Source organism: Ensifer adhaerens (assembly GCF_002007205.1).
GTDB classification, from domain to species: domain Bacteria; phylum Pseudomonadota; class Alphaproteobacteria; order Rhizobiales; family Rhizobiaceae; genus Ensifer; species Ensifer adhaerens_D.
This window is the reverse complement of the sequence record NZ_LAZS01000006.1, coordinates 714,116-739,218: the sequence shown is the minus strand read 5'-3', so window position 1 is coordinate 739,218 and position 25,103 is coordinate 714,116. Positions and strand designations below refer to the sequence as shown.

22 protein-coding genes are annotated in these 25,103 nt (G+C 63.1%); 18 read left to right on the top strand and 4 right to left on the bottom strand.

All coding sequences use genetic code 11. From position 1 onward, the window contains the following. Positions 1-10 precede the first annotated feature (10 nt). The 17 genes from XB14_RS16185 to trmB all read left to right on the top strand — a co-directional run bounded on the left by XB14_RS16185 (position 11) and on the right by trmB (position 18,534). Positions 11-2,851: a [protein-PII] uridylyltransferase gene (locus XB14_RS16185; RefSeq protein WP_077962585.1), complete on the top strand. Its 2,841-nt coding sequence runs from the start codon at positions 11-13 to the stop codon at positions 2,849-2,851. Further along, positions 2,848-4,452 carry a murein biosynthesis integral membrane protein MurJ gene (gene murJ / locus XB14_RS16180; RefSeq protein ID WP_077962584.1) on the top strand — a complete coding sequence of 535 codons (1,605 nt, stop codon included), beginning with the start codon at positions 2,848-2,850 and terminating at the stop codon, positions 4,450-4,452. The genes XB14_RS16185 and murJ overlap by 4 nt, the downstream gene beginning before the upstream one ends. Beyond that, positions 4,452-4,844, top strand: coding sequence for a VOC family protein (locus tag XB14_RS16175; RefSeq protein ID WP_077962583.1), 393 nt, complete (start codon positions 4,452-4,454; stop codon positions 4,842-4,844). The genes murJ and XB14_RS16175 overlap by 1 nt, the downstream gene beginning before the upstream one ends. A 111-nt stretch (positions 4,845-4,955) precedes the next feature. After that, on the top strand, positions 4,956-6,020 hold the full coding sequence (gene trpS / locus XB14_RS16170) for a tryptophan--tRNA ligase (RefSeq protein WP_077962582.1): 1,065 nt from the start codon (positions 4,956-4,958) through the stop codon (positions 6,018-6,020). 166 nt (positions 6,021-6,186) lie between these two features. Beyond that, complete coding sequence (locus tag XB14_RS16165; RefSeq protein WP_034797413.1) at positions 6,187-6,678, top strand: universal stress protein; 492 nt, start codon at positions 6,187-6,189, stop codon at positions 6,676-6,678. 106 nt (positions 6,679-6,784) lie between these two features. After that, positions 6,785-7,351, top strand: coding sequence for a NifU family protein (locus XB14_RS16160; protein ID WP_077962580.1), 567 nt, complete (start codon positions 6,785-6,787; stop codon positions 7,349-7,351). Positions 7,352-7,450: 99 nt separating this feature from the next. Beyond that, positions 7,451-8,110, top strand: coding sequence for a tRNA (adenosine(37)-N6)-threonylcarbamoyltransferase complex dimerization subunit type 1 TsaB (tsaB, locus tag XB14_RS16155; RefSeq protein ID WP_077962579.1), 660 nt, complete (start codon positions 7,451-7,453; stop codon positions 8,108-8,110). Positions 8,111-8,116: 6 nt separating this feature from the next. Further along, a complete protein-coding gene (locus XB14_RS16150; RefSeq protein WP_077962577.1) occupies positions 8,117-8,614 on the top strand; it encodes a GNAT family N-acetyltransferase in 498 nt (165 codons plus the stop codon). Positions 8,615-8,655: 41 nt separating this feature from the next. Further along, positions 8,656-9,447, top strand: a complete 792-nt coding sequence (locus tag XB14_RS16145; protein ID WP_077962576.1) for a lysophospholipid acyltransferase family protein — start codon at positions 8,656-8,658, stop codon at positions 9,445-9,447. A gap of 71 nt (positions 9,448-9,518) precedes the next feature. Further along, entirely contained in the window at positions 9,519-10,919 is a 1,401-nt protein-coding gene (gene miaB / locus XB14_RS16140; RefSeq protein ID WP_077962574.1) for a tRNA (N6-isopentenyl adenosine(37)-C2)-methylthiotransferase MiaB, read from the top strand. A gap of 27 nt (positions 10,920-10,946) precedes the next feature. Continuing rightward, positions 10,947-12,002 carry a PhoH family protein gene (locus XB14_RS16135; RefSeq protein WP_077962573.1) on the top strand — a complete coding sequence of 352 codons (1,056 nt, stop codon included), beginning with the start codon at positions 10,947-10,949 and terminating at the stop codon, positions 12,000-12,002. A 17-nt stretch (positions 12,003-12,019) separates the two neighbouring features. Then, positions 12,020-12,526 (top strand): rRNA maturation RNase YbeY, encoded by a 507-nt coding sequence (ybeY, locus tag XB14_RS16130; RefSeq protein WP_077962571.1) that lies wholly within the window; start codon positions 12,020-12,022, stop codon positions 12,524-12,526. A 12-nt stretch (positions 12,527-12,538) separates the two neighbouring features. Then, positions 12,539-13,705 carry a hemolysin family protein gene (locus tag XB14_RS16125; protein WP_077962570.1) on the top strand — a complete coding sequence of 389 codons (1,167 nt, stop codon included), beginning with the start codon at positions 12,539-12,541 and terminating at the stop codon, positions 13,703-13,705. A gap of 230 nt (positions 13,706-13,935) precedes the next feature. Next, on the top strand, positions 13,936-15,531 hold the full coding sequence (gene lnt / locus XB14_RS16120) for an apolipoprotein N-acyltransferase (protein WP_077962569.1): 1,596 nt from the start codon (positions 13,936-13,938) through the stop codon (positions 15,529-15,531). A 145-nt stretch (positions 15,532-15,676) separates the two neighbouring features. Then, positions 15,677-16,096 carry a helix-turn-helix domain-containing protein gene (locus XB14_RS16115; protein WP_077962568.1) on the top strand — a complete coding sequence of 140 codons (420 nt, stop codon included), beginning with the start codon at positions 15,677-15,679 and terminating at the stop codon, positions 16,094-16,096. Positions 16,097-16,295: 199 nt separating this feature from the next. Continuing rightward, positions 16,296-17,564 (top strand): methionine adenosyltransferase, encoded by a 1,269-nt coding sequence (gene metK, locus XB14_RS16110; RefSeq protein ID WP_077962567.1) that lies wholly within the window; start codon positions 16,296-16,298, stop codon positions 17,562-17,564. A gap of 271 nt (positions 17,565-17,835) precedes the next feature. Further along, positions 17,836-18,534, top strand: coding sequence for a tRNA (guanine(46)-N(7))-methyltransferase TrmB (gene trmB / locus XB14_RS16105; protein ID WP_077962566.1), 699 nt, complete (start codon positions 17,836-17,838; stop codon positions 18,532-18,534). An 826-nt stretch (positions 18,535-19,360) separates the two neighbouring features. Here trmB and XB14_RS16100 read toward each other — a convergent pair. Then, positions 19,361-19,618 carry a DUF1150 family protein gene (locus XB14_RS16100; RefSeq protein WP_077962565.1) on the bottom strand — a complete coding sequence of 86 codons (258 nt, stop codon included), beginning with the start codon at positions 19,616-19,618 and terminating at the stop codon, positions 19,361-19,363. 47 nt (positions 19,619-19,665) lie between these two features. Further along, positions 19,666-20,097 carry an Hsp20 family protein gene (locus tag XB14_RS16095; protein WP_077962564.1) on the bottom strand — a complete coding sequence of 144 codons (432 nt, stop codon included), beginning with the start codon at positions 20,095-20,097 and terminating at the stop codon, positions 19,666-19,668. Between the two features lie 263 nt (positions 20,098-20,360). Here XB14_RS16095 and XB14_RS16090 point away from each other — a divergent pair, with 263 nt between their 5' ends. Then, positions 20,361-21,305 carry a nucleoside hydrolase gene (locus tag XB14_RS16090; RefSeq protein WP_077962563.1) on the top strand — a complete coding sequence of 315 codons (945 nt, stop codon included), beginning with the start codon at positions 20,361-20,363 and terminating at the stop codon, positions 21,303-21,305. A gap of 75 nt (positions 21,306-21,380) precedes the next feature. Here XB14_RS16090 and XB14_RS16085 read toward each other — a convergent pair whose 3' ends face one another. Both XB14_RS16085 and XB14_RS16080 read right to left on the bottom strand, forming a co-directional pair. Beyond that, positions 21,381-23,786, bottom strand: a complete 2,406-nt coding sequence (locus XB14_RS16085; protein ID WP_077962562.1) for a methyl-accepting chemotaxis protein — start codon at positions 23,784-23,786, stop codon at positions 21,381-21,383. A 406-nt stretch (positions 23,787-24,192) separates the two neighbouring features. Then, entirely contained in the window at positions 24,193-25,092 is a 900-nt protein-coding gene (locus tag XB14_RS16080; RefSeq protein ID WP_077962561.1) for a ribokinase, read from the bottom strand. Between the last annotated feature and the right edge of the window lie 11 nt (positions 25,093-25,103).

The following is a 25,103-nucleotide window of genomic DNA, read 5'->3' as shown; positions in this document are numbered from 1 at the left end:
TCGGCACTTCATGGGCAGACACGAAACCTTCTTTCCCGAAATCCTCGATGTCGCAGCGCTCCGGGCAAAATGCGACTTCATCGCCTCGGCCCACGCCGAACAGCGCGACCCGATGCGTCAGGCATTGCTGGCTGCCTTCAAGCAGGCAAACGTCGCCGGCCGGGCCAAGGCGCGCGAGCTGTTCAACGCGGATGGTGCCGGCATTCTCTGCGCCGAGCGCATTTCCTGGCTGCAGGATCAGCTGATTACGGTGCTGCATGATTTCGTGCTGAACGAGATCTTCGATGCCGCCAACGCGCCTCCGGCCTCGCGCATCGCGGTGACCGCGGTCGGCGGCTATGGCCGCGGCACGCTGGCGCCGGGCTCCGACATCGATCTTCTGTTCCTGCTGCCGGTCAAGAAGGCGGTCTGGGCGGAGCCGGCGATCGAGTTCATGCTCTATATCCTCTGGGACCTGGGCTTCAAGGTCGGTCACGCCACCCGCACCATCGAGGAATGCATCCGGCTGTCGCGCGCCGACATGACGATCCGCACCGCCATTCTCGAAACGCGCTATATCTGCGGCTCCGAGACCTTGTGCGCCGAACTCGAAACGCGCTTCGACCACGAGATCGTGCGCAACACCGGGCCGGATTTCATCGCCGCCAAGCTGGCCGAACGGGACGAGCGCCATCGCAAGGCGGGTGATACGCGTTATCTCGTCGAGCCGAACGTCAAGGAAGGCAAGGGCGGCCTTCGCGACCTGCACACGCTGTTCTGGATCGCCAAGTATTTCTACCGGCTCAAGGACACGGCCGACCTCGTCAAGCTCGGGGTGCTGTCGCGGCAGGAATACCAGCTCTTCCAGAAGGCCGAGGATTTCCTGTGGGCTGTGCGCTGCCACATGCATTTCCTGACCGGCAAGGCCGAGGAGCGGCTGTCCTTCGACATCCAGCGCGAGATCGCCGAGGCGCTCGGTTATCACGACCATCCGGGCCTTTCGGCCGTCGAACGGTTCATGAAGCACTTCTTCCTGGTGGCAAAGGACGTCGGCGACCTCACTCGCATCTTCTGCGCCGCACTCGAAGACCAGCAGGCCAAGGACGCGCCCGGCATTTCCGGCATCATCGGCCGCTTCACCCATCGCAGCCGCAAGATCGCCGGCACGCTCGATTTCGTCGACGACGGCGGCCGCATTGCGCTTGCAAGCCCCGATGTCTTCAAGCGCGATCCGGTCAACCTTTTGCGCTTCTTCCACATCGCCGATATCAACGGGCTCGAATTCCACCCGGCAGCCCTGCGCCAGGTGACGCGCTCTCTCGGCCTGATCAAGCCGGCGCTGCGCGAAAACGAGGAGGCAAACCGCCTCTTCCTGTCGATCCTCACCTCGCGCCGCAAGCCGGAACTGATCCTCAGGCGCATGAACGAAGCCGGCGTGCTCGGCCGCTTCATTCCGGATTTCGGCAAGATCGTCTCGATGATGCAGTTCAACATGTATCATCACTATACGGTCGACGAGCACTTGCTGCGCACCGTCGACGTGCTCTCGCGCATCGAGGGCGGCATCGAGGAAGAGGCACATCCGCTGGTCGCCAAGCTGATGCCGGGGATCGAGGAGCGCGAGGCGCTTTATGTCGCCGTGCTCCTGCACGACATTGCCAAGGGTCGGCCGGAGGATCATTCGACCGCCGGCGCCAAGGTGGCGCGCAAGCTCTGCCCGCGCTTCGGGCTGTCGCCGAAGCAAACGGAACTCGTCGCCTGGCTGATCGAGGAGCATCTTTTGATGTCGATGGTCGCCCAGACGCGCGACCTCAACGACCGCAAGACGATCGTCGACTTTGCTGAGCGGGTGCAGTCGCTCGACCGCCTGAAGATGCTGCTTGTCCTGACCGTCTGCGATATCCGCGCTGTCGGTCCCGGCGTCTGGAACGGCTGGAAGGGGCAGCTGCTGCGCACGCTCTATTACGAGACCGAGCTGTTGCTGTCGGGCGGCTTCTCCGAACTGTCGCGCAAGGAGCGTGCGGCGCATGCTGCCGTCATGCTCGGCGAGGCGCTGACGGACTGGTCCGAGAAAGAACGCGACGACTATGTGCGCCTGCACTACCAGCCGTATCTCCTGACGGTGGCGCTGGAGGACCAGATCCGGCATGCGCGCTTCATCCGTGAGGCGGATGCCGCCGGCAAGGCGCTGGCGACGATGGTGCGCACCCACCAGTTCCACGCGATCACCGAAATCACCGTGCTTTCGCCGGACCATCCGCGGCTGCTGACGGTGATTGCCGGCGCCTGTGCCGCGGCCGGCGCCAACATCGTCGACGCCCAGATCTTCACGACCTCGGACGGCCGTGCGCTCGACACCATCCTCGTTAACCGCGAATTCGCCGTCGACGAGGACGAGATGCGCCGGGCGGCGAGCATCGGCAAGCTGATCGAGGATGTGCTTTCCGGCCGCAAGCGGCTGCCGGAAGTCATTGCCAGCCGCACCAAGGTGAAGAAGCGCACCAAGGCTTTCACGGTGACGCCGGAAGTGACGATCAGCAACACGCTGTCGAACAAGTTCACGGTCATCGAGGTCGAGGGCCTCGACCGTCCGGGCCTCTTGTCCGAGATCACCGCGGTGCTTTCCGATCTCTCGCTCGATATCGCCTCGGCCCACATCACCACCTTCGGCGAGAAGGTGATCGACACCTTCTACGTCACCGACCTCGTCGGCCAGAAGGTGACGAGCGAAAACCGTCAGATGAACATTGCCGCCCGCCTCAAGGCCGTCATGGCCGGCGAGGGTGACGAAGCACGCGACCGCATGCCGTCGGGCATCATCGCGCCGCCACCGGGCGTCTCCTCTCAAAGAGCGACAAAAGCCGAAACATGAGCCTGGTCAAGAAATTTGCAACTGTCGGTGGCGCGACGCTCGGAAGCCGGCTCTTCGGTTTCATCCGCGAAACCTTCATGGCGGCAGCCCTTGGCACCGGCCCGGTGGCCGACGCCTTCAACACCGCCTTCCGCCTGCCGAACACCTTCCGCCGCCTCTTTGCCGAAGGCGCCTTCAATTCCGCTTTCGTGCCGCTCTTTGCCCGGGAAATCGAGGCGAACGGCATGGATGGCGCGCGGCGTTTCTCCGAGGAGGTCTTTGGCGTCCTCTTCACCGTGCTGCTGTTCCTGACGATCGCGATGGAACTGACGATGCCCTTCATCGTCAGCAACCTGATCGCGCCCGGCTTTGCCGACGACCCGGAAAAGCTCGGCAGCACCATCGTCTTTGCGGCGATCATGTTCCCCTATCTCGCCTGCATGTCGCTGGCGGCGATGATGGCGGGCATGCTGAATTCGCTGCACCGCTATTTCGCCGCGGCAATCGCGCCGGTGTTTCTCAATTTCATCCTCATCGGCGTGCTCGGCTATGCCTGGTACGCGGGTCAGGACCCGATCGCGGTCGGCTACGGGCTTTCCTGGGGCGTCATGGCCGCCGGCCTGGTGCAGCTTGCGATCGTCTGGATCGCGGTGCGTGACGCCGGCATCAAGATCGGCCTTCGTCGTCCGAAGATGACCGCCAACGTGAAGCGCCTCTTGGTGCTGGCCCTGCCGGCGGCGATCACCGGCGGCATCACCCAGATCAACCTCCTGATCAACACCAACATCGCCTCGGCGCAGGAAGGCGCCGTTTCCTCGCTCGTCTATGCCGACCGCATCTACCAGCTGCCGCTCGGCGTCGTCGGCATCGCGGTCGCAACCGTGCTGTTACCGGAACTCGCCCGGGCGCTGCGCTCTGGCAATGTCAACGAGGCGTCGAACCTGCAGAACCGCTCCGTCGAGTTCACGCTGTTCTTGACGCTGCCGGCCGCTGCCGCATTGCTCGTCATGTCCGAGCCGATCGTCCGGCTGCTGTTCGAGCGCGGCAAGTTCTCGGCCGATTCGACCATCATCGTCGGTCATATCCTGGCAATTTACGGCCTCGGCCTGCCGGCTTTCGTGCTGATCAAGGCCTTCATTCCCGGCTTTTTCGCGCGCGAGGACACGCGCACGCCGATGATCTTCGCCGCCATCTCCGTTGTCGTGAACGTGTCCCTGGCGCTCACCCTGTTTCCGCGTCTCGGCGCCAGCGGCATCGCCACTGCCGAGATTGTTGCGGGCTGGGTGAACGCCGTCCTGCTCTTTGCGACACTCGTCTGGCGCGGCCATTGGGGCAGGGACATCCCGCTGCTCACCCGCATCCCGCGTCTCGTCATCGCGGCGGCGGGCATGGCGGCGGCGCTGTACTACGCTGTCGGCTGGTTCGCTTTCGAACTGTCCTCTGCCGCGTCCCTGCTGACGCGGACAACGACGCTGACGGGCCTGGTCGCAGTCGCCATGGTGATCTACTTCGCGCTCGCCTTCGGGCTCGGCGGCGCGAGCCTCGGCATGATCCGCCGCAACATCAAGCGGGGCGCGAAAGCGCCTGCGGAGCCTGCAGCAACGCCGGAGGCGGGTGACTGATGCGCCAGACCATCGCACGCATTGCCCTGGTCGTGCCGGACTACGACGCCGGCATCGCCTTCTACTGTGGCAAGCTCGGTTTCGATCTCGTGGAGGACACCGTTCTCGACGCCACCAAGCGCTGGGTTGTCGTCCGTCCCAAGGGGGCCGTCGAAACGGCGCTGCTGCTCGCCAAGGCTGACGGCGAGCGCCAGCAGGCGGCGATCGGCAACCAGACCGGCGGCCGGGTCGGCTTCTTCCTCTTCACCGACGATTTCGCCCGCGACCATGCGGCGATGCTGGCCGCCGGCGTCGTCTTTCTGGAGGCGCCGCGCCACGAGCCCTATGGCACCGTTGCCGTCTTCAGCGACCCGTTCGGCAACCATTGGGATCTCTTGCAGCCAGCGGCGTGAACCTGCAGTTCTCGACCTCTTGATTGCCTCCCGCCGCCCGTGCATAAGCCATGCCGTTAGCAACATGGGCCAGCAGGCCCTGGGGCCCTCCACCAGCCTATTGAGGACGACATGAACGAATTCAAGCCGCTCGTATTCTCCGGCGTTCAGCCGACGGGCAATCTCCATCTCGGCAATTATCTCGGCGCGATCCGCAAGTTCGTGGCGCTGCAGGAAAACAACGACTGCATCTACTGCGTCGTCGACCTGCACTCGATCACGGCCCAGCTCGTGCACGAGGACCTGAAGGGGCAGATCCGCTCGATCGCCGCTGCCTTCATCGCTTCGGGTATCGATCCGAAGAAGCATATCGTCTTCAACCAGTCGGCCGTGCCGCAGCACGCGGAACTCGCCTGGATCTTCAATTGCGTCGCCCGCATCGGCTGGATGAACCGCATGACGCAGTTCAAGGACAAGGCCGGCAAAGACCGCGAGAACGCCTCGCTGGGCCTGCTTGCCTATCCGAGCCTGATGGCGGCCGACATTCTCGTCTACCGCGCGACGCACGTTCCTGTCGGCGACGACCAGAAGCAGCATCTGGAGCTGACCCGCGATATCGCCCAGAAGTTCAACATCGACTTCATGGAGCATATCCGCAGCGCCGGCTACGGTGTCGACATGGTTGTCGGCGAAGAGCCGATCCATGCCTATTTCCCGCCGGTAGAGCCGCTGATCGGCGGTGCGACGCCGCGCGTCATGTCGCTGCGCGACGGCACCAAGAAGATGTCGAAGTCCGATCCGTCCGACCTGTCGCGCGTCAACCTGATGGACGACGCCGAGACGATCTCGAAGAAGATCCGCAAGGCCAAGACCGACCCGGATGCGCTTCCGAGCGAAGTCGATGGGCTGAAGGGGCGACCGGAAGCGGACAACCTCGTCGGCATCTATGCTGCGCTGTCCGACAAGACCAAGGAGCAGGTGCTTTCCGAATTCGGCGGGCAGCAGTTCTCCGTGTTCAAGCCGGCCCTGGTCGACCTCGCGGTCGAGGTTCTCGCACCGATCACCGCTGAGATGCGCCGCCTGATGGGTGACACCGCCCATATCGACGCGATCCTTAGGGACGGCGGCGAGCGGGCGCGGGCACGGGCGGAAAAGACGATGCGCGAAGTGCGCGAGATCATCGGCTTTTTGCAGTAAACTGATTGGGTCCGGGGAACGCCCGGACCCAATTTCATTTTGATGGTCGGCCTTCGCCAGCCGAAGTGAACCTCGACCGGAAAGCCTCGGGCACTTTTCCGTGTCCTCGTCCGAAACGCAAAAATCAGACCTTGCGGCGGCTCGCGCGGGATGTATTGTTCACCCTATGGTCTCGACCCGACTCTCTCGACTTGAAGGTCACCGCCGCAAATTCATGGCGGTGATAGACGATACCCCGGAATGCGGGCGCGCCGTGCATTATGCCGGCATGCGCGCCAAGAATTCCAATGGTGGCCTCGTCCTGCTCTATGTGATCGCCGACGGCGACTTCCAGCAATGGCTGGGGGTCGAGGAAATCATGCGTGCGGAAGCGCGCGAGGAAGCCGAGGCGACGCTCGCCAAGGTGTCCCAGTCGGTCCGCGAGCGGATCGGCATCGAGCCCGAGGTCGTCATCCGCGAGGGCACGGCCACCGAGCAGATCCACGCGGCGATCGAAGAGGATCGCGACATCGCCATTCTGGTTCTCGCAGCCGGTTCGGCGAAAGAGGGCCCCGGTCCGCTGGTGTCGTCCATTGCCGGCAAGGCCGCGGCCTTTCCGATCCCCGTCACGGTCATCCCCGATGCCCTGACGGACGAGGAGATCGACGCGCTCAGCTGACCTGCGTCGCTATGTGCCCTTGCGACCCGAGGGCCATGCTCCTATATTCTTTTGAATTATTCTAAAAAGCTGGGCGGATGCCGTTCCCGGCGAAACGGAGACAGACATGTTCATTCAGACCGAAGCCACGCCGAACCCGGCGACGCTGAAGTTTTTGCCGGGCAAGGTCGTCCTGGAAAACGGCACTGCCGAATTCCGCGACGAGGAAGAAGCACGTGCCGGCTCGCCGCTTGCGGCACGGCTGTTTTCGATCCCCGGCGTCACCGGCGTCTATTTCGGCTATGATTTCATCACCGTCAGCAAGGAAGGCCAGGAATGGCAGCACCTGAAGCCGGCGATCCTCGGTTCGATCATGGAGCATTTCATGTCCGGCCAGGCGATCATGGCCGGCAGCGGCCGCGCCGAGCAGGCCGACGAGGAAGACGAGTTCTTCGATGAAGGCGACGAGACGATCGTCGCCACGATCAAGGAACTCTTGGAAACGCGCGTGCGCCCGGCCGTCGCCCAGGATGGCGGCGACATCACCTTCCGTGGCTTCAAGGACGGCACTGTGTTCCTCAACATGAAGGGCGCCTGCTCCGGTTGCCCGTCGTCGACCGCGACGCTGAAGCATGGCGTGCAGAACCTGCTGCGCCACTTCGTGCCCGAGGTGGAAGCGGTCGAAGCCGTCTGATATCGGACGCCACCATTGGCGTCTCGCGTAGCGTAAGAATTGGCCGCAAAGCCACCTCGGCTTTGCGGTTTGTGGCGTCTTAGAGATCACAGCGTTGAAATGATTGTACTTGCGATCGACACGTCCGGTTCGGGCTGCTCCGTTGCCGTCTATGACAACGAAGCGGAAGCCGTGCTCGGGCGTTCCGGGGCCGATCTCGGCAAGGGACACGCCGAGCGGCTGATGGAGTTCGTCGACGAGGCACTGGCTACGGCCGGCCGATCGCTTTCCGATATCGACCGCATCGCTGTCACCGTCGGTCCGGGGTCATTCACCGGCATTCGTGTTGGCGTGGCGGCCGCCCGCGGCCTGGCGCTGGCGCTCGGCAAACCCGCCGTCGGCGTCTCGACGCTTGCGGTCGTGGCCGAGGGCATCCGTGCCGCATCGCCCGGCAAGGCCGTTCTCGTGGCCATCGATGCCAAGCGGGACGAAGTCTATCTCCAGGCTTTCGATGCGACGGGCGCTGCCATAGCAGAGCCCGAGGCGTTCTCCGTCGAGGCGGCGCGCGAACGATTTGCCGGTTTCGACGGCGTCATCGGCGGATCCGGCGCACATCTCGTCGCTGCCGACATGCCGCTCAAGCCCTCAGAACTCATCGATGTCGCCGCCGTCGCCGTGCTTGGTGCCGTTGCCGATCCAGCCTCGGCCAAGCCGCGTCCGCTATATCTCAGAGGCCCCGACGCCAAGCCGCAGGCGGGCTTCGCGATTGCCCGAGCATAGACCGAGATGAGCTTCACCGACTACTTCACCCGCCGCACCGAGTTCGACATCTTCCCCTTGGAGGAAGCGGACCTGATGGCCGCGGCGGCGCTGCACCGCCAGCGTTTCGCGTCCCCGTGGAGCGACGGCGAAATTCATGCGCTCCTCGTCCAGGAAACGGTGTTCGGCTTTGTCGCCCGGCAGACCAACGGCTCGTTCCGCCCGGCCTTCGGCGGGTTCGTCCTCTCGCGAGCCGTTGCCGGCGAGGCGGAAATCCTGACGATCGGCGTCGAGCCGCGTTATGCGCGCTCCGGTCTCGGCTGGAGGTTGATGCAGGCGGCCATGCGCGAAGCGCTGGTCAAGGGCTCCGAGGCGTTGTTCCTCGAAGTGGACGAGACCAATCAGCCGGCGATCGGGCTTTACCGCAAGCTCGGCTTCAACAAGGTCGGCGAACGCCGCGCCTATTACCAGGACAAAGCCGGCCAGCGGACCGCCGCGCTTGTCATGCGGCTCGATCTTCGCTAGTCCCAAGCGCTCACTCGGTTGCGCCAGGGATTTCTTTCCGGATGATCAATTGGCTACGGATTGCGATCTTCGCAGCGCTTCTGGCGCTGGTTTCGCTCGTGCTGATGCCGATTCAGGTCGTCTGCCTCTGGCTCGATCTGAAACCCCGGCGCCACCTGCCGCGTTATTGGCACCGGCTCGCCTGTTACCTTCTCGGCATCAAGGTGCGGGTCCATGGCATGGCGGACCGCCGCCGGCCGTTGCTGATCTGCGCCAACCATGCCTCCTGGAAGGACATCCTGGTCCTCTCGTCCATCGCTGATGTCGCCTTCGTCGCCAAGTCCGAGGTGAAGGGCTGGCCGGTCTTCGGCGTTCTCGCCCGGCTGCAGGCGTCGATCTTCGTCGAGCGTGAGCAGAAGCGCTCGACCGGCAAGCAGGTGAGCGAGATCGGCCAGCGCATGGCGGCCGGCGAAATCGTCGTTTTGTTTCCCGAGGGTACGACCTCGGACGGCAACCGCCTGCTGGAGATCAAGACCTCGCTTTTCGGCGCTGCCGCGTCGGCTGTGCCGCATTCGCCGACCGGGCTCGTACACGTGCAGCCGGTGGCGATCTCCTATACCGGCATTCACGGCATGCCGATGGGCCGGTTCAACCGACCGATCGCGGCCTGGCCGGGCGATACCGAACTGGTGCCGCATCTGCTGGGCATCCTGCGCGAAGGGGCGATCGAGGTCGACGTCGATTTCGGCGAGGCGATCGACTACGACAGGCACACCAACCGCAAGGAAGTGAGCCGCAAGATCGAACAGAGCATCCGCAGCATGCTGTCGGACCGGTTGCGCGGGCGGGCCTGAGACGTCTCGGGAAAGGCGGCCGCTGCCGAAAATACTTCAACTTCGGACCGGTTTGCACTAAGTAAGCCGCCATGACCCAGGAAACAGCCCTTCTGTCGACAACGCCCGCCATGGGCGACGAACGCGCGCCGGCCCGCAAGGTCTTCGTCAAGACCTATGGCTGCCAGATGAACGTCTATGACTCCGACCGCATGTCGGATGCATTGTCGCGCGATGGCTATGTCTCGACCGACGTGCTGGAAGATGCCGACTTCGTCCTCCTCAACACCTGTCACATCCGCGAAAAGGCGGCGGAAAAGGTCTATTCCGAGCTCGGCCGCCTGCGCGACCTGAAGAAGGCGAAAGCCGCCGAAGGCCGCGAAATGGTGATCGGCGTTGCCGGCTGCGTCGCGCAGGCCGAAGGCAACGAGATCCTGAGGCGTGCGCCCGCGGTCGATCTCGTCATCGGCCCGACCACCTACCACCGGCTGCCCGAGGCACTGAAGCGCGCGCGCAGCGGTGAACGGGTCGTGCAGACGGACTATGCCGTCGAAGACAAGTTCGAGCACCTGCCGGCGCCCGACAAGGCGAAGACCCGCGCCCGCGGCGTTACCGCCTTCCTGACGGTGCAGGAAGGTTGCGACAAGTTCTGCACCTTCTGTGTCGTTCCCTACACGCGCGGCTCCGAGGTTTCCCGCCCGGTCGCCCAGATCGTCTCGGAAGCGGAAAAGCTCGTCGAAGGCGGCGTGCGTGAAATCACCTTACTCGGCCAGAACGTCAACGCCTGGCACGGCGTCGGACCCGATGGCCGCGAATGGGGCCTTGGCGACCTGCTTTCGCGTCTCGGCGAGATCGAGGGCCTTGCCCGGCTGCGCTACACGACCAGTCACCCGCGCGATATGGACGACAGCCTGATTGAGGCGCACCGCTCGATGGCAAAGCTGATGCCCTACCTGCACCTGCCGGTGCAATCGGGCTCCGACCGCATCCTGAAGGCGATGAACCGCAGGCATACCGCCGCCGAGTATCTGGCACTGATTGCGCGCATCCGCGCGGTCCAGCCGGACCTCGCCTTGTCGGGCGATTTCATCGTCGGCTTCCCCGGAGAGACCGACGAGGACTTCGAGGACACCATGCGCCTCGTGGAAGCCGTGGGTTATGCACAGGCATTTTCGTTCAAATATTCGACGCGTCCCGGCACGCCGGGCGCCGAACTCGGCGACCAAATTTCCGAGGACGTGAAGGCCAAGCGCTTGGAAAAATTGCAGGCTTTGCTGTTTTCGCAGCAGCGGGCCTTCGCCGAGTCCTGCGTCGGTCGCGAAATCGACCTGCTTTTGGAGAAGGAAGGGCGCATGCCCGGCCAGCTCGTCGGGCGCTCGCCGTGGCTGCAGCCGGTGAATGTTGATGCAAAAGCATCGCAAATCGGTGACATTATCAAGGTGCGAATCATCAAGGCCGGGCCGAACAGCCTGTTTGCGGAGATGATCGGGTAAGGACCGAAAACAAGGAGCCTGAACCGCTTGAACGGACACGAATTGATCTCTTCATCCACGCGCCAGTCGAAAACCTCTGCGACAGACGCCAATCACTTCGTGCTGACCTTCGAGAACAATCGGTTCGCCAGCGAGCTCTTCGGCCAGTTCGACCAGAACCTGAAGCTTCTCGAAGAGCGGCTGCGCATCGACGCCCGACCGCGCGGCAATTCCGTAGCGATCTCCGGTGACGTCGTCGCCACCAACCAGGCGCGCCGTGCTCTCGATTATCTCTATGGACGATTGCAGGGCGGGGCTTCGATCGATACGTCTGATGTCGAGGGCGCGATCCGTATGGCGGTTGCCGCCGACGATCAGCTACAATTGCCGACCATGGAGCGTAAAGCCAAATTGACGATGGCGCAGATTTCGACGCGCAAGAAGACGATAGCAGCGCGCACGCCGACGCAGGATGCCTATATCCGTGCGCTGGAGCGGTCCGAGCTTGTCTTCGGCGTAGGCCCCGCCGGCACCGGCAAGACCTACCTCGCGGTTGCCCATGCCGCACAGCTGCTGGAGCGTGGCGTCGTCGACCGCATCGTGCTGTCGCGTCCTGCCGTCGAGGCGGGCGAGCGCCTGGGCTTCCTGCCGGGCGACATGAAGGAGAAGGTCGATCCCTATCTCCGGCCGCTCTACGACGCGCTCTATGACATGATGCCGGGCGACAAGGTCGAACGCGCCATTACCGCCGGCGTCATCGAAATCGCGCCGCTCGCCTTCATGCGCGGCCGCACGCTTGCCAATGCCGCCGTCATCCTCGACGAGGCGCAGAACACGACATCGATGCAGATGAAGATGTTCCTGACCCGTCTCGGCGAAAACGGCCGGATGATCGTCACCGGAGACCCGAGCCAGGTCGACTTGCCGCGCGGCGTGAAGTCGGGCCTCGTCGAAGCGCTGCAGATCCTCAGAGGGGTCGAAGGCGTCTCGGTCGTGCGCTTCAAGGACGTCGATGTCGTGCGTCATCCGATGGTGGCGCGCATCGTCAGGGCCTACGAGTCCCATACGGCCGTGCACGACGAAAGCGAGCAGGGCGACCGCTGAAAGCGGTCGCTGCGATCATGACGGCATTGGATATCCAGATCAGCGTGGAAGAGGGCAACTGGCCGGATGAGGGGGCGTTGCTCGCCTTCTCGTCGCCGGTGCTCGAGGCGGCGGCAGCCTTTCTGGCAACCGAAGAGAAGCAACCGCTGCCGAAAAATCCGCCGGAGCTTTCGCTCGTCTTTACCGACGACGCCTCCATGCGGGCAATCAACGCCGAGTGGCGCAATCAGGACAAGCCGACCAATGTGCTGTCCTTTCCCGCCTTTCCGGTGACGCCGGGCGCCATGCCCGGACCGATGCTTGGCGACATCATCGTCGCGAAGGAGACGCTCGAGCGCGAAGCGGTGGAACTCGAAAAGTCCTTCGATGCGCATCTGACGCATCTTCTCGTGCATGGATTCCTGCATCTTTTCGGTTATGATCATATGGAAGATGACGAAGCCGAAAGAATGGAAGGCCTGGAGACTCGCATTTTGGCGCGTCTTGGCTTATCTGACCCCTACGGGGATCGTACCCCGATTTAACAGTTTGGACCAATGAGCGACTTTAAAACACAGCCCGTCGCGCTGGCGACCGAGGAGGCAGATGCCTCCGGAGAGGCGGAGGCGGGCAGTAGTAGCACCGCCACTCGACACGAGGGCACGAAATCCACTTCCACCTTCTGGAGCCGGGCCGCGCGCCTCTTGCGCGGCGCAAGTCCATCGAGCCTGCGCGAGGATCTTGCTGACGCGCTTCAGACCGATGCCGACAGCAACACGGCTTTCTCGCCCGGCGAACGGGCGATGCTCAACAACATCCTGCGCTTCCGCGAGATCCGGGTCGAGGACGTCATGGTTCCGCGCGCCGATATCGAAGCGGTCGACCAGAGCATCACCATCGGCGAGTTGATGGTGATCTTCGAGGAGTCCGGCCGCTCGCGCATGCCGGTCTACAGCGAAGGCCTCGATGACCCTCGCGGCATGGTCCACATTCGCGACCTGCTGTCCTATGTCACGAAGCAGGCCCGCAATCGCCGCCGCAACGGCAAGGCGCAAGCCCAGGCATCGACGGCGGCCGCGTCCGAAAAGGCGCCGCGCTCGCCCAAGGCAAGCTTCGACCTTTCGCGCGTCGATCTCGGCAAGTCGCTGGAGGAGGCGGGCATCGTCCGCCAGCTCCTCTTCGTGCCGCCCTCGATGCTGGCGTCCGACCTGATGCAGCGCATGCAGGCCGCCCGCATCCAGATGGCGCTCGTCATCGACGAATATGGCGGAACCGATGGTCTCGTCTCGCTCGAAGACATCGTCGAGATGGTCGTCGGTGATATCGAGGACGAGCACGACGACGACGAAGTGATGTTTGCGCGCACGTCGGACGACGTGTTCGTCGCCGACGCCCGCGTCGAGCTGGAAGAGATCGCCGCGGCGATCGGCCGCGATTTCGACGTGCGCGAACAACTCGAGGACGTCGACACCCTCGGCGGCCTGATCTTCGCCTCGCTCGGCCGCATTCCGGTGCGCGGCGAAGTCGTCCAGGCCATTCCGGGCTTCGAGTTCCAGATCCTCGACGCCGACCCGCGCCGCGTGAAGCGTGTGCGCATCATGCGCAAGCGCCCGCCGGCCCGCCGCCGCGTCCTGCGGCCGGAGGGCGAGACCGCTTCGGAAACTGGTCCGGTCAATCTCAACAATGGCGCTGCCGCCTCCGAGGCAACGGCGGGCGAGCACTGATCGTCCGGTTCCCGCGCGTTTCATGCGCGCGGGTAATCTCCTCCATCCATCCGTGATGTCTCCGAGCCGGTGGCGTAGGCACCGTTGCCAAGCCGGAACACCTTGCCTCGCCCCCTAATCCGGCCCCGAAAGGGGACAAGAAGCCGGTTTTTTGGAAGACTGGCGCCGATTGATTCGGGTGTTGTTTCGTTCCTCCGCCGTGGCAGGCGGCGGGATCGACTGGAGGCTGCATGGTAAGACTGGCTGGCAGGGTGATGCTTCTTTCCGGGTTCCCCCGGGCTTTGCTCGCTTTCTTCGCGGGGCTTATCGCGGTTCTGGCGCAGCCGCCCTTCGGCATCTTCGCCTTTGCATTCGTTGCTTTTCCGATCCTCGTCTGGCTGCTCGACGGCGCGACCGGAAACCCGGAGGGCGGCGTCGTCAGGCGGCTCTGGCCCGCGGCGGTCGTCGGTTGGTGGTTCGGTTTCGGCTACTTCCTCGGTGGTCTGTGGTGGCTCGGCAACGCGCTGCTCGTCGAGGCGGATGAGTTTGCCTGGGCGCTGCCCCTTGCCGTCGTCGGCCTGCCGGCCTTTCTTGCGCTCTTCTACGCCCTGGCGACGCTGATTGCCCGCCTGTTCTGGTCCGACGGCATCGGACGCATTGCCGCCCTTGCCCTGGGCTTCGGCCTTTGCGAATGGCTGCGCAGCTTTCTCTTCACCGGCTTCCCCTGGAATGCGATCGGCTACGCCGCCATGCCGATGCCGCTGATGATGCAGTCGGCAAGCGTCGTCAATCTTTCGACCATCAACATGCTCGCCGTCTTCGTCTTTGCCGCTCCCGCTTTGATCGCGACGGGCAGGGGAAGCCGGATCGGCCTGGCGGTCGCGGTCCTGCTTTTTTCCGCCCATGTGGGCTTCGGTTTCTACCGCCTGGCACAGCCGGCGCCGGCTTCGCCCGAGCCGCCGCTGACCGTGCGCCTCGTCCAGCCGGTGATCGACCAGGCGAAGAAGCTCGACGATGGCGAGCGCGCTGCGGTGTTCGAGGAGCATCTTGCGTTGACCGCCGTCGCGCCTGAGAAAGAGAGCAAACGGCCGGATATCGTCGTCTGGCCGGAGACGTCGATCCCCTTCATCCTCACCGACAATCCGGACGCCCTGGCGCGCATCGCCGAAGTGCTTGACGACGACCAGGTGCTGATCGCCGGCGCCGTGCGCGTGGAGGATGCCGGCGCCGGCCTGCCGCCCCGCTACTACAACTCGATTTATATGATCGACGGTCGGGGCCAGATCATCGGCGCTGCCGACAAGGTGCATCTGGTACCCTTCGGCGAATATCTGCCTTTCGAGAGCCTGCTGTCTTCCTGGGGGCTGAGCTCGGTCGCCGCTTCCATGCCAGGTGGCTTTTCCGCTGCGAAAAGTCGTTCGCTGCTGACGCTGCCCGGCGGCCGCACGCTCTACCCGCTCGTTTGTTACGAGGCGATCTTCCCGGACGAGATCGATGGGACCGCGCGCCGCGCCGACGCGCTTCTCAATATCACCAACGACGCCTGGTTCGGAGATACGCCGGGCCCGCGCCAGCATTTCCACCAGGCACAATTGCGCGCCGTTGAAACTGGTACCCCCCTTGTCCGCGCGGCCAACAGCGGTATATCAGCAATTGTTGATGCACGTGGGGTTTTAATGGTAGGATTATCCTACAATTATAGGGGAGTGGTCGACACACTTCTGCCGGGAAGGATGCCTACCCCGTTAGACGACGCTATGCGAAGCCGCGTTTTCTGGCTGGGTGCGATCTTCCTCCTTCTGGTTGCAGTGTTTTCGCGTGTTGGTTTTAATATTAGGAAGAATTGACCTAAAACCCCTAAAATTGCATAGTGGTCCGCACCATCGTCCTTGTTGTGGTGGCTTTGTTCGATCACCCTGGCGGACGCCTCGGTGAGCGGAGTTCTCATGCCGGGCGATGGATTAACGAAACAGCGTGTTTGGGAACGCAGATATGATCGAAAACAAGAAGAAGCCGAATCCGATCGACATTCATGTCGGAAGTCGGATTCGTCTTCGCCGTACGATGCTTGGCATGAGCCAGGAGAAGCTCGGCGAAAGTCTGGGGATCACCTTCCAGCAGATCCAGAAGTACGAGAAGGGCACGAACCGCGTCGGCGCCAGCCGGTTGCAGAACATTTCAGGCATCCTGAACGTTCCGGTTTCCTTCTTCTTCGAGGATGCCCCGGGCGATAACGCTGCCGGTCAGCCCGGCATGGCAGAGGCTTCCAGCTCGAACTACGTCGTCGATTTCCTGTCGTCCTCCGAGGGGCTGCAGCTCAACCGCGCTTTCGTCAAGATCACCGACCCGAAGGTTCGCCGCCGGCTCGTCGATCTCGTCAAGGCACTCGCTGCGGAAGCAGAAAGCGAATAGTTCCAACGTTCCCCGTCGGGACTTGAAAACAAAGCGGCCATTGTGCCGCTTTTTTCTTGCGCGCCTTCCCCCGGCGCATCAAAGTGATTGGCCCCGATGGCGATATAAAGATATATTTATGTCGTTGTGTGCTTGTTTTTCGGTCGCAAAACCACTAACACCGTGCCAGCGCTTTTTCTTCATTGAGGGGACTTCCCGCATGCGTGCAAACTACCTATTCACGAGTGAATCCGTAGCCGAAGGTCATCCGGACAAGGTGTGTGACCGTATCTCCGACGAGATCGTGGATCTGGTCTACCGCGAAGCGGCCAAGACCGGCGTCGATCCCTGGGGCGTGCGTATCGCCTGCGAGACGCTGGCGACCACCAACCGCGTTGTGATTGCCGGCGAAGTGCGCCTGCCGCCGAGCCTTCTGAAGAAGGACAAGGACGGCAACGACGTCATCAACCCCTCGAAGTTCAAGTCCGCCGCCCGCAAGGCGATCCGCGAGATCGGCTATGAGCAGGACGGCTTCCACTGGAAGACGGCGAAGATCGACGTGCTCCTGCACTTCCAGTCCGCCCACATCGCTCAGGGCGTCGACAGCGCCGCCGACAAGCAGGGCGAAGAAGGTGCCGGCGACCAGGGCATCATGTTCGGCTACGCCTGCCGCGAAACCGCTGAGCTCATGCCGGCGCCGATCTACTATTCGCACCGCATCCTCAACCTGCTCGCCGCTGCGCGCAAGAAGGGCGAAGGCGAAGTCGCCAAGCTCGGCCCGGATGCCAAGAGCCAGGTTACCGTACGCTACGTCGACGGCAAGCCGACGGAAGTCACCTCGATCGTTCTGTCGACGCAGCACCTCGACGACAGCTGGGATTCCGCCAAGGTTCGCTCGGTTGTCGAGCCCTATATCCGCGAAGCGCTCGACGATCTGAAGATCGCCGACGATTGCACCTGGTACATCAACCCGACCGGCAAGTTCGTCATCGGCGGTCCTGACGGCGACGCCGGCCTCACCGGCCGCAAGATCATCGTCGACACCTACGGCGGTGCCGCACCGCATGGCGGCGGCGCGTTCTCGGGCAAGGACACGACCAAGGTCGACCGTTCGGCTGCCTATGCCGCCCGCTACCTGGCAAAGAACGTCGTTGCGGCCGGTCTCTCGGACCGCTGCACGATCCAGCTTTCCTACGCCATCGGCGTCGCCCAGCCGCTGTCGATCTATGTCGACCTGCACGGCACCGGCAAGGTTTCGGAAGATCAGGTCGAACACGCGATCCGCCAGACGATGGACCTGTCGCCGACCGGCATTCGCCGTCATCTCGATCTCAACAAGCCGATCTATGCCAAGACGTCCGCCTATGGCCACTTCGGCCGCAAGGCCGGCCGTGACGGTTCTTTCTCCTGGGAGAAGATCGACCTGGTCAAGCCGCTGAAGGCTGCGATCGAGCAGAGTGGCGCCGTCAACGGCCGGGCTGCCGCCTAATCAAGGCGTCGGCGTGGCGTGTACTGCACGTTTCCTTTGATCGTAACCGACTAAAGGACAAAAACATGCAGCACTTTAAAGTGCTACAGCGACCTTTGCGCGTCTCACAAGACGCGCGGCGCTGTAGTGCCGCGCATTGAAGATAGCGCAGCGGCCTGCTATCAGGCGTTTGCGAAAATCAGGGCGGGCGCTCCGGCAAGGAGCGCCCGCTTCGTTCATTTTGATTTTGGGTTGCCTTGATCCGAGATCAGCGTGACCAAGGGACAAGGACATGACCGAACCGCGCCGTGCCAGAGCAACCGAGGCCTTCTTCGGCCGCCGCAAGGGCAAGCCGCTGCGCGAGCGGCAGGCGACGCATCTGGAAACCGTACTGCCGACGCTGAAGCTTGACCTTTCGAGCGCGGCTCCGGCCGATCTGAAGACGCTCTATCCTCAGGTCGTCGACCGCATGCGCCTCGAAATCGGCTTCGGCGGCGGCGAGCACCTGATCCACCGCGCGGCCGAAGCGCCGTCGACGGGCTTTATCGGCGTCGAACCCTTCGTCAATTCCATGGCCAAGCTCGTCGGCCACATCGAGGCGCGCGGCGTCAGCAACATCAGGCTCTACGACGACGACGCCACCCAGGTGCTCGACTGGCTGCCGGCTGCGTCGATCGACCAGATCGATCTGCTCTATCCGGACCCGTGGCCGAAGCGCAAACACTGGAAGCGCCGCTTCGTCTCCAAGGTCAATCTCGACCGCTTCGCCCGCGTGTTGAAGCCCGGTGGCCTGTTCTGCTTCGCCTCGGATATCGATACCTACGTCAACTGGACTCTGTTGCACTGCCGCGATCACGCAGCCTTCGAGTGGACGGCAGAGAAGGCTTCCGATTGGCTGACGCCCTATGAGGGGTGGCCGAGCACGCGCTACGAGGCCAAGGCACGCAGGGAAGGGCGCAGCTCCGCCTATCTCACCTTCCGGCGCGTCTAAAGCAATTCCAGGAAAAGTGCGAAGCGGTTTTCCGTCCGGAATTGCGGACTAGAAGCTTAATTCCAGGAAAAGTGCGAAGCGGTTTTCCGTCCGGAATTGCGGACTAGAAGCTTAATTCCAGGAAAAGTGCGAAGCGGTTTTCCGTCCGGAATTGCGGACTAGAAGCTTAATTCCAGGAAAAGTGCGAAGCGGTTTTCCGTCCGGAATTGCGGACTAGAAGCTTAATTCCAGGAAAAGTGCGAAGCGGTTTTCCGTCCGGAATTGCGGACTAGAAGCTTAATTCCAGGAAAAGTGCGAAGCGGTTTTCCGTCCGGAATTGCGGACTAGAAGCTTAATTCCAGGAAAAGTGCGAAGCGGTTTTCCGTCCGGAATTGCGGACTAGAAGCTTAATTCCAGGAAAAGTGCGAAGCGGTTTTCCGTCCGGAATTGCGGACTAGAAGCTTAATTCCAGGAAAAGTGCGAAGCGGTTTTCCGTCCGGAATTGCGGACTAGAAGCTTAATTCCAGGAAAAGTGCGAAGCGGTTTTCCGTCCGGAATTGCGGACTAGAAGCTTAATTCCAGGAAAAGTGCGAAGCGGTTTTCCGTCCGGAATTGCGGACTAGAAGCTTAATTCCAGGAAAAGTGCGAAGCGGTTTTCCGTCCGGAATTGCGGACTAGAAGCTTAATTCCAGGAAAAGTGCGAAGCGGTTTTCCGTCCGGAATTGCGGACCAGAAGATCAATTCCAGGAAAAGTGTGAAGCGGTTTTCCGCTCAAGCTTGCGTCGCTCTCAGGGGCGACGGCTTCCATTCAGGCATCACGTTGCCGCCGTCGTCGACGGTAGCCCGATCAGTGCAGCGTGACTGTCTTCAGATCGTCCTCGGCCGCCTTGAAGAAGGTGCTGGAACGGTTGTCGGTGAGGAGGATCGGCGTGCCGTCGGCGCCGAAGAGTGCCCAGAGGTCGATACCCGGTCCCATCTCCGGTGCTTCCGGGAAGCAGCGCGAGACCTCTTCCGAACGCATTTTCCGGATGTAGCCGACTTCGCCTTCGCCGAGATGCGCGAGGTCGTTCTTCGACAGTGACGAGCTGATGTCTTTCAGTCCCATGGTGACACTCCGTGGTCGCCGGTGAGGGGAAAATCCCGCCGGTTATCCTACTCTGGGACTGAAATGTTAATTTTCTTTACCATACGCACCGGTTCGGGACGAACGAGATCGACCGAGAGCAGGCCGTTGCGCAGTTCAGCGCCGAGCACCTTCATGCCGTCGGCGAGAACGAAGGTGCGCTGGAACTGGCGCGCGGCGATGCCGCGGTGCAGATAGTCGCGGTCGCCGTTGTCGATCTGCCGGCCGCGGATGACGAGCTGGTTTTCTTCGGTGGTGACTTCGAGGTCTTCGTCGGAAAAGCCGGCCACCGCCAGCGTGATGCGCAGGCGTTCCGGCGCATCGGACGATTCGTCGCCGCGGATGCGCTCGATATTGTAGGGCGGGTATCCGTCGTTGCCCTTGGCGATGCGCTCAAGGGTCTTTTCCATCGTATCGAAACCCAACAGCAGCGGGCTCGTAAAAGGCGTAATTCGGCTCATTCTTCAAGTCCTTGCGAGATCAAGCGACCGTTGTTCGGACCTGCCTTGCAGCATCCTTTCCGCAATATGGTAGCTGTGCGCAATGAGTGCAAGCCGCTTGCCTCCGGCGTGCACGCAAATCATAGTCCGCTCTCGCAGAATCCGGGAATGGGACAGAGGAACGCCAGGACGTTTGCCCCCGCCCCGGTCCCAATGCATGGTATCGATCGCGCCTTGTTCGGGTCGGATCGACCCGAACAACGTGATCCAGGGAGGACGAGAAAGTGCCTGTGCCGAGAAAGATAATTATAGACACCGACCCCGGGCAGGACGACGCCGCCGCCATCATGCTCGCTTTCGGCAGCCCGGAAGAGATCGATCTTCTCGGCATCACCGCTGTCGCCGGCAACGTGCCGCTGGCCTTGACGGCCCGCAACGCGCGTATCCTGTGCGAGCTCTGTGACCGGCCGAAGGTTAGGGTGTTCTCGGGCGCCGACAAGCCGATTGCCCGCCCGCTGGTGACCGCCGAACACGTCCACGGCAAGACCGGTCTCGACGGCCCGGAGCTTGCCGAGCCGACGATGAAGCTCGAGGAGCAGCATGCGGTCGACTTCATCATCGAGACGCTGCGCAACGAGGCAGAAGGCACCGTGACGCTCTGCACGCTCGGTCCGCTGACCAACATCGCGCTGGCGCTTCAGAAGGCGCCTGACATCGCCCCGCGGGTCAAGGAACTGGTGATGATGGGTGGCGGCTTCTTCGAAGGCGGCAACATCACGCCCGCCGCCGAGTTCAACGTCTACGTCGACCCGGAAGCCGCCGACATCGTTTTCCGTTCGGGCATTCCGATCGTGATGATGCCGCTTGACGTCACCCACCGGGTGCTGACCCACAAGGCGCGCGTCCAGAAGATCCGCGACATCGGCAGCCGCCCGGCGATCGCCATGGCCGAAATGCTCGAATTCTTCGAACGCTTCGATATCGAGAAATATGGCAGCGACGGCGGCCCGCTGCACGACCCGACCGTCATTGCCTATCTGCTGCGTCCCGAGCTTTTCACCGGCCGGGATTGCAACGTCGAGATCGAAACCAAGTCGGAGCTCACGGCCGGCATGACCGTCGTCGACTGGTGGCAGGTCACCGGCCGGCCGCACAACGCCAAGGTCATGCGCTTCGTCGACGACCAGGGCTTCTTCGATCTTCTGACGGAACGCTTGGCACGCATCTGAGCTTCGGCTCGATCATCGTAGTCCAAACAAAAACGGCGCCCCGAGAGGCGCCGTTTTCTTTTCTCGTTCCGTTGATCAGAACTCTTCCCAGTTGTCCTGGGCAAGCGCGTTGGCGCCGGAGGTCTGGGTCAGCACCCGCTGCGTCGAAGCCGAGTAGTTGCTTCGCGCTGGGGTCGCCGCCGGAGCGGGCCGCGCCTCGCGGGCGGGAGCCGGGACCGGAGCGGGGCGTTCAGCCGCGCGCATGCGCTCGGCCGTGCCGCGTAGCATTGCCGCCGAGGACGGTTGGGCCGATGCGGTTGCCTGCGCGACCCGGAAGCGCGAAACGAGCGTGTTCAGCGTGCGGGCTTCTTCGTTGAGCGCCATGCCGGCCGCGGTCGTTTCCTCGACCATGGCGGCGTTCTGCTGGGTTACCTGGTCCATCTGGTTGACGGCAGAGTTGATCTCCTTCAGGCCGACGGCCTGTTCCGAAGCGGAGCTGGAGATCTGGCGGATGAGGCCGTTGATCTGCACCACCTGTTCGGCGATCTTTTCGAGCGCGCCGCCCGCCTTGCCGACGAGATCGACACCTTCGCGCACCTGGCCGGCCGAGGTGTTGATCAGCGTCTTGATCTCCTTGGCGGCGTTCGCCGAGCGCTGGGCGAGTTCGCGCACTTCCTGGGCGACGACGGCAAAACCCTTGCCGGCTTCACCTGCACGCGCCGCTTCGACGCCGGCATTGAGCGCCAGAAGGTTGGTCTGGAAGGCGATTTCGTCGATGACGCCGATGATGCGGCTGACTTCGTGCGAGGACTGCTCGATGCCTTTCATCGCGGCAATCGCCTTCTGCACCACTTCGCCCGACTGTCCGGCGTCGCTGCTGGCCACTTCCACCGATTTGGCGGCGACCTTGGCGTTTTCGGCGCTGGCGTTGACCTGCGAGGTCAGCTCGTCGAGGGCCGCTGCGGTTTCTTCCAGGCTTGCAGCCTGCTGTTCGGTGCGGTGAGACAGGTCGTTGGCGGCGCTGCTGATTTCGCTGGTGCCGTTGCCGATGTTGACGACCGAATGGTTGACGGTGCGGATCGTCTCTTCGAGGCTTTCCATCGTCGCATTGAAGTCGCGCTTGAGCTGCGCGTATTCGCCCGGGAAATCGTCGGTGATGCGGAACGCGAGATCGCCGGACGACAGATGCGAGAGACCCTTGCCGAGGCGGGCGACGATGTCGCGCTGAAGCGCGCTCGATTCGGCGCGCTCGGTTTCCGAGCGGCCGCGTTCGCGCTCGGCCTGTTCGCGCTCATGGCGGGCTTCGCCTTCGAGGCGCTTGGTGTCGGCAAGCTGATGGCGGAAGCCTTCGAGCGCCTTGGCGACTTCGCCGGTTTCGTCGGAACGATCCTGGCCGGCGATCGCCTTGGTGTAGTCACCGTGGCTGAGATCGTTCACGTCCTTGACGAGGCTTGCCAGCGGCTTCTGCACGAAACCACGAACGGCGAGATAGAGACCGAGCAGCACGGCGCCGAGCACGACGAGGCCGCCGACGATCATCATGTAGGTCTGGTCCTTGACCGGCGCGTTGATCGCGGTGCGCGGCACGTCGACGAGCACGATCCAGCTGGTGTTCACGCCGGAGAGGGCGAACGGATAGACGAGACGGTCGAAGGGCTCGTTGCCGTCGTAAGAGAGGTTGGAGATAATGCCCGGCTTGCCCGAGGCCAGCGCGTTCTTGACGACGTCGTTGCCTTCGCCGTCATATTCCTTGAGCAGAAGGTCCGGGATCGGCGCGACCAGCCATTTGCCGCTCTGCGACAGGAGGTAGACGCGGCCCGTGTCGAAGGGCTTCAGCTTCGCCAGGCCCTCGCCGAGCGAGGCGAGCGAAATGTCGACGCCGGAGACGCCGATCAGCTTGCCGTTCGACATGACCGGATAGGCGATCGAGCTCATCGCGGTCGGAACGTCTGTCCCTTCGGCAGTATAGGGCTGGGTGATGGCGCCCTTGCCGCTCTTGGCTGCGAGAGCATACCACTCGGCCGGATAGTCGGCCCGGAAGGTGGAGTACTGGATTTCGTTGTTGCGGGTCTTCGACCAATAGGGCGTGAAGATGCCGAGGTCGTTGCCGCCCAGTTCCTTGTTGTTGACGACGTCTTCCTGGCGGCCGTCGAAAGCCTTGGGCTCCTCCGCGAACCAGCTGCCGAAGGCAAAGGGGTTCTGCTCGAGGTTCGCCCTCAAGACGTTGATCACCCCGGTGCGCTCCATCGACTTTTCGGCATGCGCGCGGCCGACGACACCGGCCATCGAACGGGCAGCACTCGCAAGCTCGCCGATGTCGCCGGCGATGTCGGAGGCGATTGCGCGGGCTTCGCCACTTGCCTGTTCGAGGACCAGCGTTTCGACGCGGTCCTGGGTCTGGGAGATGAGAACGAAATTCGAGGCAAGCAGGACAAGTGCGATCGTGCCGCCTGTCACCGCGATCAGTTTGGTCGCCAGCGATTTGGCTTGGAACTTGAACATGAAATCCTCACGTGCTGGGAGGTCCGCAGGCGCTCGCCTGCGGTGGACGCATTTCGCAATGGGGGTGAACTCCATCATGGAGCGTCAGATGCCGACCGGCATGTTGGAGGCGACCGGGCGCTTAGGCCGGTTTTCTCAGGGTCCTGAATAGACTGGAGAATCTTAAAATAGGGCCAACACGGACGCTATTTCACGCCTCGCTTGCATAAAATTGCGCGCAAAGTTTTACCTCCGCGACATCGGCTGTCCGGATTGCGCAAGCGGCGGTTTGTTGAGTCGAAAGAAGCACCAATACAGATCGTCGAAAGAAAAAGTGCGAACGGTTTCCCGTCCGCACCAAGCTCTCTGCGTGCAACCCGCTGCATCCGCGAATTCGGTGCCGATCCGGCCGCGGGGCGTTGCGCGCCTAGACGCGTGCCGCCACGTCCGAAGCAAGCGGGATCGAGGGCTGCGCGCCGCTCTTCAGGCAGGCGAGAGAGCCGGCGACCGCGGCACGGCGCAGAGCGTCGGGGAAGGCGATGCCGGCATCGAGGCTGGCTGCAAGATAGCCGCAGAAGGTGTCGCCGGCGCCGACCGTGTCGACCGGCTCGATCTTCAGGCCCTTGGCGCGCTGGATCTCGCCCTCGTGCACGGCGATCACGCCTTCGGCGCCGAGCGTGACGATGACCGTCTGGCCGGTCTCGGCATGAAGTGCCTTCATTGCCGCTTCGCGCTCCGCACTGCTGATGCCGCTCTTGCCGGCAAGAAGCTCGAATTCTGTCTCGTTGGCGATGACGATATCGGCCATGCGGCCGAGGCGGGCCGCCTCCGGCGTCAGCGGCGCGATGTTGATGACCGAGCGCACGCCCTTCTGCTTGGCCGCAGTGAGCGCCTTCTCGACCGAGGCCGCCGGAATTTCGAGCTGCAGCATCAGCGTGTCGCCGGGCTTCATGCCATCAACGGCCGTGACCGCATCGGCCTCATCGACCGTCGCATTGGCGCTGGCGACGACGACGATGACGTTTTCGCCGTCACCGCCGACCAGGATATGGGCGGTGCCGGTCGGCTCGTCGACAGTCTTGGTCAGCGACAGGTCGGCGCCTGCGCCCTTCAGCAGTTCCAGTGCGCCCTCGGCAAAGCTGTCGGCGCCGACCGCGCCCGCCATCTTGACCGTTGCTCCGGCGCGCCGCGCGGCGAGCGCCTGGTTTGCGCCCTTGCCGCCGGCGGCGGTCGAGAAGCTCGTGCCGGCAACGGTTTCGCCGGGCTTCGGGAGGCGTGCGGTGGTGGCGATCAGATCCATGTTGATGGACCCAAAAACAGTAATCATGTGAAATTGTC

Coding starts and splice junctions, on each gene's coding strand:
- XB14_RS16185 (WP_077962585.1), top strand. CDS start 11: ATGGGCAGACACGAAACCTTCTTTCCCGAAATCCTCGATGTCGCAGCG.
- murJ (WP_077962584.1), top strand. CDS start 2,848: ATGAGCCTGGTCAAGAAATTTGCAACTGTCGGTGGCGCGACGCTCGGA.
- XB14_RS16175 (WP_077962583.1), top strand. CDS start 4,452: ATGCGCCAGACCATCGCACGCATTGCCCTGGTCGTGCCGGACTACGAC.
- trpS (WP_077962582.1), top strand. CDS start 4,956: ATGAACGAATTCAAGCCGCTCGTATTCTCCGGCGTTCAGCCGACGGGC.
- XB14_RS16165 (WP_034797413.1), top strand. CDS start 6,187: ATGGTCTCGACCCGACTCTCTCGACTTGAAGGTCACCGCCGCAAATTC.
- XB14_RS16160 (WP_077962580.1), top strand. CDS start 6,785: ATGTTCATTCAGACCGAAGCCACGCCGAACCCGGCGACGCTGAAGTTT.
- tsaB (WP_077962579.1), top strand. CDS start 7,451: ATGATTGTACTTGCGATCGACACGTCCGGTTCGGGCTGCTCCGTTGCC.
- XB14_RS16150 (WP_077962577.1), top strand. CDS start 8,117: ATGAGCTTCACCGACTACTTCACCCGCCGCACCGAGTTCGACATCTTC.
- XB14_RS16145 (WP_077962576.1), top strand. CDS start 8,656: ATGATCAATTGGCTACGGATTGCGATCTTCGCAGCGCTTCTGGCGCTG.
- miaB (WP_077962574.1), top strand. CDS start 9,519: ATGACCCAGGAAACAGCCCTTCTGTCGACAACGCCCGCCATGGGCGAC.
- ybeY (WP_077962571.1), top strand. CDS start 12,020: ATGACGGCATTGGATATCCAGATCAGCGTGGAAGAGGGCAACTGGCCG.
- XB14_RS16125 (WP_077962570.1), top strand. CDS start 12,539: ATGAGCGACTTTAAAACACAGCCCGTCGCGCTGGCGACCGAGGAGGCA.
- lnt (WP_077962569.1), top strand. CDS start 13,936: ATGGTAAGACTGGCTGGCAGGGTGATGCTTCTTTCCGGGTTCCCCCGG.
- XB14_RS16115 (WP_077962568.1), top strand. CDS start 15,677: ATGATCGAAAACAAGAAGAAGCCGAATCCGATCGACATTCATGTCGGA.
- metK (WP_077962567.1), top strand. CDS start 16,296: ATGCGTGCAAACTACCTATTCACGAGTGAATCCGTAGCCGAAGGTCAT.
- trmB (WP_077962566.1), top strand. CDS start 17,836: ATGACCGAACCGCGCCGTGCCAGAGCAACCGAGGCCTTCTTCGGCCGC.
- XB14_RS16100 (WP_077962565.1), bottom strand. CDS start 19,618: ATGGGACTGAAAGACATCAGCTCGTCACTGTCGAAGAACGACCTCGCG.
- XB14_RS16095 (WP_077962564.1), bottom strand. CDS start 20,097: ATGAGCCGAATTACGCCTTTTACGAGCCCGCTGCTGTTGGGTTTCGAT.
- XB14_RS16085 (WP_077962562.1), bottom strand. CDS start 23,786: ATGTTCAAGTTCCAAGCCAAATCGCTGGCGACCAAACTGATCGCGGTG.
- XB14_RS16080 (WP_077962561.1), bottom strand. CDS start 25,092: ATGATTACTGTTTTTGGGTCCATCAACATGGATCTGATCGCCACCACC.